Origin of the sequence: Microcystis sp. LE19-41.2A, from assembly GCF_027530405.1 — a bacterium.
Lineage (GTDB): Bacteria > Cyanobacteriota > Cyanobacteriia > Cyanobacteriales > Microcystaceae > Microcystis > Microcystis aeruginosa.
Genome location: NZ_JAPZQJ010000149.1, coordinates 1 through 7,964 on the forward strand (window position 1 = coordinate 1; position 7,964 = coordinate 7,964).

General features: G+C 38.6%; 7 protein-coding genes and 1 pseudogene. All 8 read left to right on the forward strand.

The genetic code is table 11. From position 1 onward, the window contains the following. Positions 1 to 301: 301 nt before the first annotated feature. The 8 genes and pseudogenes from O9290_RS06305 to O9290_RS06340 all read left to right on the forward strand — a co-directional run bounded on the left by O9290_RS06305 (position 302) and on the right by O9290_RS06340 (position 7,771). Positions 302 to 583, forward strand: coding sequence for a hemolysin XhlA family protein (locus tag O9290_RS06305; protein WP_002800934.1), 282 nt, complete (start codon positions 302 to 304; stop codon positions 581 to 583). A 371-nt stretch (positions 584 to 954) separates the two neighbouring features. Continuing rightward, on the forward strand, positions 955 to 1,161 hold the full coding sequence (locus tag O9290_RS06310) for a type II toxin-antitoxin system HicB family antitoxin (RefSeq protein ID WP_039900529.1): 207 nt from the start codon (positions 955 to 957) through the stop codon (positions 1,159 to 1,161). Next, positions 1,154 to 1,366, forward strand: coding sequence for a type II toxin-antitoxin system HicA family toxin (locus O9290_RS06315; RefSeq protein WP_002759169.1), 213 nt, complete (start codon positions 1,154 to 1,156; stop codon positions 1,364 to 1,366). The genes O9290_RS06310 and O9290_RS06315 overlap by 8 nt, the downstream gene beginning before the upstream one ends. 118 nt (positions 1,367 to 1,484) lie before the next feature. Further along, positions 1,485 to 1,643, forward strand: a complete 159-nt coding sequence (locus tag O9290_RS06320) for a hypothetical protein (protein ID WP_288057369.1) — start codon at positions 1,485 to 1,487, stop codon at positions 1,641 to 1,643. A 299-nt stretch (positions 1,644 to 1,942) separates the two neighbouring features. After that, on the forward strand, positions 1,943 to 2,224 hold the full coding sequence (locus O9290_RS06325; protein WP_002740810.1) for a type II toxin-antitoxin system RelE/ParE family toxin: 282 nt from the start codon (positions 1,943 to 1,945) through the stop codon (positions 2,222 to 2,224). A 9-nt stretch (positions 2,225 to 2,233) separates the two neighbouring features. Further along, positions 2,234 to 2,548 (forward strand): HigA family addiction module antitoxin, encoded by a 315-nt coding sequence (locus tag O9290_RS06330; RefSeq protein ID WP_036399402.1) that lies wholly within the window; start codon positions 2,234 to 2,236, stop codon positions 2,546 to 2,548. Between the two features lie 168 nt (positions 2,549 to 2,716). After that, positions 2,717 to 3,079 (forward strand): annotated as a pseudogene (locus O9290_RS06335) (hypothetical protein); the annotation flags it as partial. A 36-nt stretch (positions 3,080 to 3,115) separates the two neighbouring features. Next, positions 3,116 to 7,771, forward strand: coding sequence for a DUF3110 domain-containing protein (locus tag O9290_RS06340; protein WP_288086828.1), 4,656 nt, complete (start codon positions 3,116 to 3,118; stop codon positions 7,769 to 7,771). Positions 7,772 to 7,964 lie beyond the last annotated feature (193 nt).

Below are 7,964 nucleotides of genomic sequence, written 5' to 3' on the forward strand. Positions count from 1 at the left end.
TAACCCTTATCCTGACTTGATTTCAGTTTTTTCTTTGTCATTAAGGGTGTCAACAAGGAATATTACAGATTGTTAACCGAGTCTTGAAAGCCCTGTGCTACAAAGGTTTGAAATGTTAAGAAAGATGTGACTAATGGACAGATCAAGGGGGGCAGGGGGGATCCCCCCGCCTATCGGCACCCCCCTTATCAAGGGGGGCAGGGGGGATCGAACCTAAAATCCATTTTTAATTTAATTATAACCAGCTATAAAATAGTGATAGTCGTGCCTATATTCCGATAATTATTAGGAGAATCATCAGATGTCAGTTACTATTGAACAAGATATTAAAGAAGTTTTAGGTGAAATTAATCAGAAACTAGAAAATATTAATAGTCGCCTCACTAATTTAGAGGTTGGACAAGCTAGATTAGAAGAAAAGGTCGATGCTTTAGACAAGGATATTGAGAGGGTGAAAGAAGATACCAAAGAATTGAAAGGCTCTCAAAAGGCCCAGATTTGGACGTTAATCGGAATTTTGGGAACGGCTTTACTAGGAACGGTCATTCGCTACATTATTATTCCTTTTCCTCCTCAATCGTAAATATAATTATAACAATCACAGTACAGACAATGAATGAACAACGCGCCCAAGCTTATGTTAATTTAATTGAACAGTTGCTCACTTCTGCTGATGATGAGGAACTCAATAAGATTCTGCAAGCTAATCAGGAATTGATTGATACCGAATTTTTGCAGGTGATGGAAAACTATGCAACAGGGTTAGAACAACAAGGAAATAATAATCCTGTTGCTTGGTTACGGAACATAGCGCAACAGTTGGGGCAGTTTCTCAACCCTCAAGCGAGAAGTATAGAGGAATATCAGGGGTTTTTATTAGAAGTATTACAAGCAGAAGCAGAGATTAATGATGGCCGTGCTATAATAACTGACAACGATTATTATTATAAAAATATGCAGTATAAAGTCAGTCTTAAGAAAACAGAAGAAGGATATGCTGTTTGGTGTCCCGGTTTACCCGGCTGTGCTTCTCAAGGTACAACAAAAGAAGAAGCTCTCAATAATATTCAAGATGCTATTGTGTCTTATTTAGAAGTTGCCGAGGAATTGAATCAAGGTGTAGAATCTTGTTATGTGGAAGTTGAATTAAATCATGCCTAGTCTTCCCGGAATTAATCATCAACGAGCCATTAAAGCCTTTGAAAAAGCAGGATTTAGGATTGTTCGACAGGGTAAACATATTACAATGACTGATGGAGAGCATATCTTAACAATTCCCAGAGCTAATCCAATTAATGCTTATACAATGGGAACAATTATTAAAGGTGCCGGAATGTCTATTGAAGAATTTAAAAAACTTTTGTGAAAGCATCGGATTAAGGTTATGGACGAAAAACGCACCCAAGCTTATCTAAATATCATCGAGTCGTTCTCTCGAAAAAATCACAGTCCATCACATAATCAGATCAATCACAGTACAGACAATGAATGAACAACACGCCCAAGCTTATGTTAATTTAATTGAACAGTTGCTCATTTGTACTGATGATGAGGAACGAACTAATATTCTGCAAGCAAATCAGGAATTGATTGACCCCCAATTTTTGCAGGTGATGGAAAACTATGCAACAGGGTTAAAATAATAAGGATACAATAATAACCATGCAGATTGATTTAGCACAAAACTTTGGGCAATATCTCAATCCTCAAGCGAGAAATATAGAAGAATATGAGGTGTTTTTAACTGTTGGGGACATTGACAACAGGCTAAGGTGTTGTTAGTATGTCCAACATGAAGGCTACCGCGCTCATTTGTCGTCGCGTCATCTTGGCCCCAGACGCATTCGCAGAAGTCACTGTCTGGCCTGTTCCCCAACCAGTTCTGCCATCGGATCATCCTTACGTCATATACTTAAAAGTAGGATAAGAAATTGTTTAGAGAGTGATCCAAAACTTTAAAGATAAAGAAGCTCAAAAAGTTTTTGAACGTAAACATTCGCGTAAATTGCCATTAGATATCCAACAAGTGGCATTGCGAAAATTGCGGATGCTTAATCGTGCGGAAACCCTGCAAGATCTTCGTGTCCCACCAGCAAATCGATTGGAACGTCTGGTTGGTGACAGGGAAGGTCAATATAGCATTCGGGTTAACGATCAATGGCGAATTTGCTTTGTCTGGCAAAACGGTGATGCTCTAGACGTAGAAATCGTTGATTATCATTGAGGTAAAATAATGAATGAAGATAAACTAATGCCAATTCATCCCGGTGAGGTTCTTTTAGAGGAATTTATCAAGCCAATGAACCTTAGTCAGAATCAAATAGCTCTGGCTCTTGGAGTTCCCGAACAATGTATTAACGAAATCGTTCACGGAAAGCAGCCTATCACAGCGGATATAGCTCTTCGGTTAGCTCGTTATTTTGATATGTCACCGCGATTTTGGCTGGGATTACAAATGGATTACGATCTGGACGTTGTTGAAGATGAAATAGGAGATCAATTGGACAAAGAAGTTGCTGTAATGACAGTTATTTGTGCAGAAAAGTAATTTGTTTGATATGTTCTAAGGCAGAAACTTGGAATATATCAAACAAATTTGGCATCGATCCCCCTTGACAATCACGAATATTTATTGTATCACACTATATCATAAGGTTGGTCTCTCTCAAAAAACATCACAGTTCATCACATAATCACAAAAATCCTAGTTAAGACTATGAATGAACAACGCGGCCAAGCTTATGTTAATTTAATTGAACAGTTGCTCACTTGTGCTGATGGTGAGGAACCCAATATCCTGCAAGCTAATCAGAAATTGATTGATCCTGAATTTTTGCAGGTGATGGAAAACTATGCAACAGGGTTAGAACAACAAGGAAATAATGATGCCGCGGCTTGGTTTCGGTATATGGTGCAACAGTTGGGGCAATATCTCAACCCTCAAGCGGGAACTATAGAGGAATATCAGGAGTTTTTATTAGAAGTTTTACAAGCAGAAGATGAGAGTAATGATCCTGCGGTGGTTTATCCTATCCTACAACGCCGTCAACATCTGTTAGATGATACTTTTGCCCAAGTGTATTTTGTGTTTTAGTCAAGATCGGGAGTCTAAGTTATGTTTGAAAGGTTTACAGAGAAGGCGATTAAGGTTGTTATGCTGGCGCAGGAGGAGTCGCGTCGGTTGGGGCATAATTGCGTAGGAGCAGAGTTTATATTTTTGGGGTTAATTGCTGAGGGAACAGGAATTGCATCGCAGGTTTTAAGACAGCAGGGAATAACGCTTAAAAATGCTCGTATTGAAGTTGAAAAAATTCTAGGAAGGGGGCTAGGAAATGTTCCTCTAGAAATTCCCTTTAGCCAATCTGCGAGGATAGTTTTAGAAAATTCATTATCATTTGCTGACCAACTAGGGTGTCAACTCGTTGATACAGAGCATTTACTGACTGGGATTTTTCAAGAGAGGGAAAGTACAGCGATAATTTTACAAAATTTACGAGTTAATCCGCAAGACTTAGCTATTTTTTTGAGTCAGTCAATAAGTAGTAAAGAGAAAGAGAAAGAGACAATATTACTGTTTAAAGCTTTAGCAGATGCAACTGATTTTGCACGACAATTAAGAGAACAGAATTTTCCTGTACCTAGCGTTGAAACAATAGAAACAGCCAATTCAAGTCTGAATTGCATCACTGTTTGTGAGGAAGTGGGTTATGAATGGGAAGTTGTGCCAGAGGGAGCAAATCGAACTCCTCCTGTTGAAAGTGAAGTTGGGGATAAAGCTAAGGATTTAGAAAAGGAAATTACTTGTTACCAAGAAGCGTTGAAAGTTTATACTTTTGACGCTTTTCCTGAAGATTGGGCAATGACACAGAATAACCTTGCTATTGCTTATTATAACAGGATCAGAGGGGATAAAGCTGACAATTTAGAAACTGCGATCTCCTGCTTACAAGAAGCGTTGAAAGTTTATACTTTTGATGCTTTTCCTAAAGATTGGGCAGATACACAAATGTTTCTGGCCTTTGCTTTTAAAGATAGAATCAGAGGGGATAAAGCAGAAAATTTAGAAGTGACGATCTCCTGCTTACAAAAAGCGTTGAAAGTTTATACTTTTGATGCTTTTCCTGAAGATTGGGCAGGTATACACTATAGTTTTCTTTCTACTGCTTATAGTGAGAGAATCAGAGGGGATAAAGGGGAAAATTTAGAAAAGGAAATTATTTGTTATCAAGAAGCTCTGAAAGTATATACCCGTGAAGCATTTCCTGAAAAATGGGCAGGGACACAAAATAATCTGGGTGCTGCTTATAGAAATCGCATTCTTGGGGAAAGGGCAGATAATCTAGAGTTAGCTATTGCAGCTTATAACCTGTCATTAGAAGTATATACCCGTGAAGCCTTTCCTGAAGATTGGGCAAGGACACAAAATATTCTGGGTGCTGCTTATAGTATACGCATTTTGGGGGAAAGGGCAGATAATCTAGAGTTAGCTATTGTGGCTTTTAACCAGTCTTTAGAAGTATATACCCGTGAAAGCTTTCCTGAAGATTGGGCAAGGTCACAAAATATTCTGGGGATGGCTTATAGTGAGCGCATCAGAGGGGAAAGGGCAGAAAATCTAGAGTTGGCAATCGCTGCTTATAACCTATCATTAGAAGTATATACCCGTGAAGCTTTTCCTGAAGATTGGGCAACTACACAAAATCTTCTGGGGAATGCTTATCAAACTCGCATCAAAGGGCAAAGGTCAGATAATCTAGAGTTAGCGATCGCTGCTTTTAACCAATCTTTAAAAGTATATACCCGTGATGCCTTTCCTTATGAATGGGCAAGTACACAAAATATTCTGGGAGAAGCTTATTATAGTCTACGCATTAGAGGAGAAACGGCGGATAATTTAGAATTAGCTATTGCGGCTTTTAACCAATCTTTAAAAGTATATACCCGTGATGCCTTTCCTTATGAATGGGCAAGGTCACAAAATAATCTGGGCGCTACTTATAGTCTACGGATTAGAGGAGAAACGGTGGATAATTTAGAATTAGCTATTGCGGCTTTTAACCTGTCATTAGAAGTATATACCCGTGATGCCTTTCCTGAACAATGGGCAAACACACAAAATCTTCTGGGAGAAGCTTATCGTCTACGCATTAGAGGAGAAAGGGCAGATAATCTAGAGTCAGCTATCATAGCCTCAAACCGATCATTAAAAGTATATACTCGTGATGCCTTTCCTTATAAATGGGCAAGGTCACAAAATAATCTGGGAAATGCTTATAGTGATCGCATCAGAGGGGAAAAGGCAGATAATCTAGAGTTAGCGATTGCGACTTATAACCTGTCATTAGAAGTGTTTACCCGTGATGATCTTCCTGAAGATTGGGCAAGGTCACAAAATAATCTGGGCGTTGCTTATCGAACTCGCATCAAAGGGCAAAGGGCAGGTAATCTAGAGTTAGCCATTGTTGCTTATAACCTGTCTTTAGAAATATATACCCGTGATAGCTTTCCTTATGAATGGGCAAGCTCACAAAATAATCTAGGGTCTGCTTATTGTGATCGCATTCTTGGGGAAAGGGCTGATAATCTAGAGTTAGCTATTGTTGCTTATAACCTGTCTTTAGAAGTATATACCCGTGATAGCTTTCCTTATGAGTGGGCGACGATACAATATAATCTGGGCGTTGCTTATCGAACTCGCATTCTTGGGGAAAGGGCTGATAATCTAGAGTTAGCTATTGCAGCTTATAACCTGTCTTTAGAAATATATACCCGTGATAGCTTTCCTTATGAATGGGCAAGGTCACAAAATAATCTGGGTGCTACTTATCCATATCGCATCAGAGGGGAAAGGGCAGATAATCTAGAGTTAGCTATTGCAGCTTGTAACCAGTCTTTAGAAGTATATACCCCCACGGCTTTTCCTGTAGACTGTTTACAAACAGGACGAAACTTAGGAAATACTGCTAACCTGATCAAAGACTGGGAAACCGCTATCAAAGGCTACAACTTAGCCATCGAAGCAGTAGAAAATACCCGACTCGAAGCCTCAAACCCTCAACGACAACAAGAAATCCTCTCCGATGCAATGGATGTTTATCATGGCATAGTTCAATCCTATCTCAACCTCAATCAACCAGATCGCGCCTTAGAATACGTTGAACGTAGCAAAACCCGCTATCTAGTCCAATTGCTTACCGATCGAGATATCTATCCTAAAGGTAATATCCCCCAAACTATTATTACCGAATTAGATCGCCTCCGTCGTGCCATTATTGGGGAAGAACAACAGTTAGCCATCCAAGAACAAACCCGCAATCGGGGAGAAATTTTAACCCTAGATGAACAAAGACAACCCATCTTAAATGACTATACTCACCTCAATCATTTAAAACAAGAATTAAGTCAACTCATTGACCGTGAAATAACTCCCATAGACCCCACTTTTAGCTTAACTCAAAAGGTTGAAAGCATTCCTCTAAGTGACATTCAATCCTTAATTGATCAAGATACTGCTATTTTAGAATGGTATATTACAGGGGATAGTATTATGGCGTTTATTGTTACTAATGAGGGTTTGATCCCCCCTAACCCCCCGTCAAAAGGTTTGATCCCCCCTAACCCCCCTTCCAAAGGGGGGAATAGTGAGGTAAAAGGGGTTAAAGTTTGGCAATCTTCAGCAACAGATCGAGAGAATTTGATTAATTTTATTAAAGATTATCGTGACGCTTATGAAAATAATAAAACCGAGTGGATTAATAATCTTAATTCTTGTTTAAATCAACTCTCAGAAATTCTCCAGATTGATGAACTTTTAGAACTGATTCCTAAATCCTGCTCTCGTCTAATCATAATTCCCCATTGGTTTTTACATATTATTCCCCTTCATTGTTTACCCCTAAAAAATGGACAATTTCTCTATCAACGCTTTTCTAATGGTGTGGGATACGTTCCCAGTTGCCAACTTTTAAAACTGGTAAAATTATCACAGCGAGAAAACTTTACTCGTCTTTTTGCCATTAAAAACCCCACCAGAAAAGACCTAAAACCTCTCTTAGGTGCAAATCTAGAAATCGAGAGAATTAGTCAAGGATTTGCTGCAGAAAAAACCATTATTATTGGGGAATTAGAAGCATCAGAACAAACCCTAGAAAACCGTCGTCAAGAATTACAAGCATCTCATTGTATTCATTTTTCCTGTCATGGTAAATTTAATAATGAATCCCCTAGAGATTCTGCTTTAATGTTAGCAGATCCAGACGGTAACTTAAGAGAATCAGCTAACCTTACTCTAGCAGAAGTCTTTGAAAAATTTGACTTAAGAGAATGTCGTTTAGTTACTTTTTCTGCTTGTGAAAGTGGTATAATTGAAAGTAAAGCTGATAGTATTAGTGATGAATATGTAGGTTTACCGAGTGGGTTTCTATTTGCAGGTAGTTCTAGTGTAGTTAGCACCCTTTGGACAGTAGATCCCCTAGCAACCACGTTATTTATGACTAAATTTTATCACGATCTTAAACGGATTTCTATCCGAGATGAAGGAAGTATCGCTATTGTTTTAAATCATACTCAAACTTGGTTAAGAACATTGAATAGTAAAAAATTAGCCAGAATTAAAGATAGTCAAAAATTCCAGCAATTACTCGATCAAGTCTTTGAGAGTAAACGGGATAGAAGAAAATTCCAAGACTTATTAGAAGCTGCGGTTAAACGTGAACCCTATCCCTTTGCCAATCCCTATTATTGGACGGCATTTATCGCAACAGGGGTTTAATCTATTGTTCCTTGAGAATACAATTAAGTTGAGGTATTCTCCCCCCTTTTTAAGGCTATCCATTAGTCACATCTTTCTTAACATAAAATTTGACAAAAAGAGAAAAGTGTGCCAGATGGCTCAAGGGGGTTCTATGGGGGAACTAATTTGATGAGATAGTTTCCAAGTCTCGCTGATATCATGTAACCTTCGC

Bases quoted from the DNA above. Each gene is read 5' to 3' on its own strand.
- O9290_RS06305 (WP_002800934.1), top strand. From the start codon at position 302: ATGTCAGTTACTATTGAACAAGATATTAAAGAAGTTTTAGGTGAAATT.
- O9290_RS06310 (WP_039900529.1), top strand. From the start codon at position 955: ATGCAGTATAAAGTCAGTCTTAAGAAAACAGAAGAAGGATATGCTGTT.
- O9290_RS06315 (WP_002759169.1), top strand. From the start codon at position 1,154: ATGCCTAGTCTTCCCGGAATTAATCATCAACGAGCCATTAAAGCCTTT.
- O9290_RS06320 (WP_288057369.1), top strand. From the start codon at position 1,485: ATGAATGAACAACACGCCCAAGCTTATGTTAATTTAATTGAACAGTTG.
- O9290_RS06330 (WP_036399402.1), top strand. From the start codon at position 2,234: ATGAATGAAGATAAACTAATGCCAATTCATCCCGGTGAGGTTCTTTTA.
- O9290_RS06340 (WP_288086828.1), top strand. From the start codon at position 3,116: ATGTTTGAAAGGTTTACAGAGAAGGCGATTAAGGTTGTTATGCTGGCG.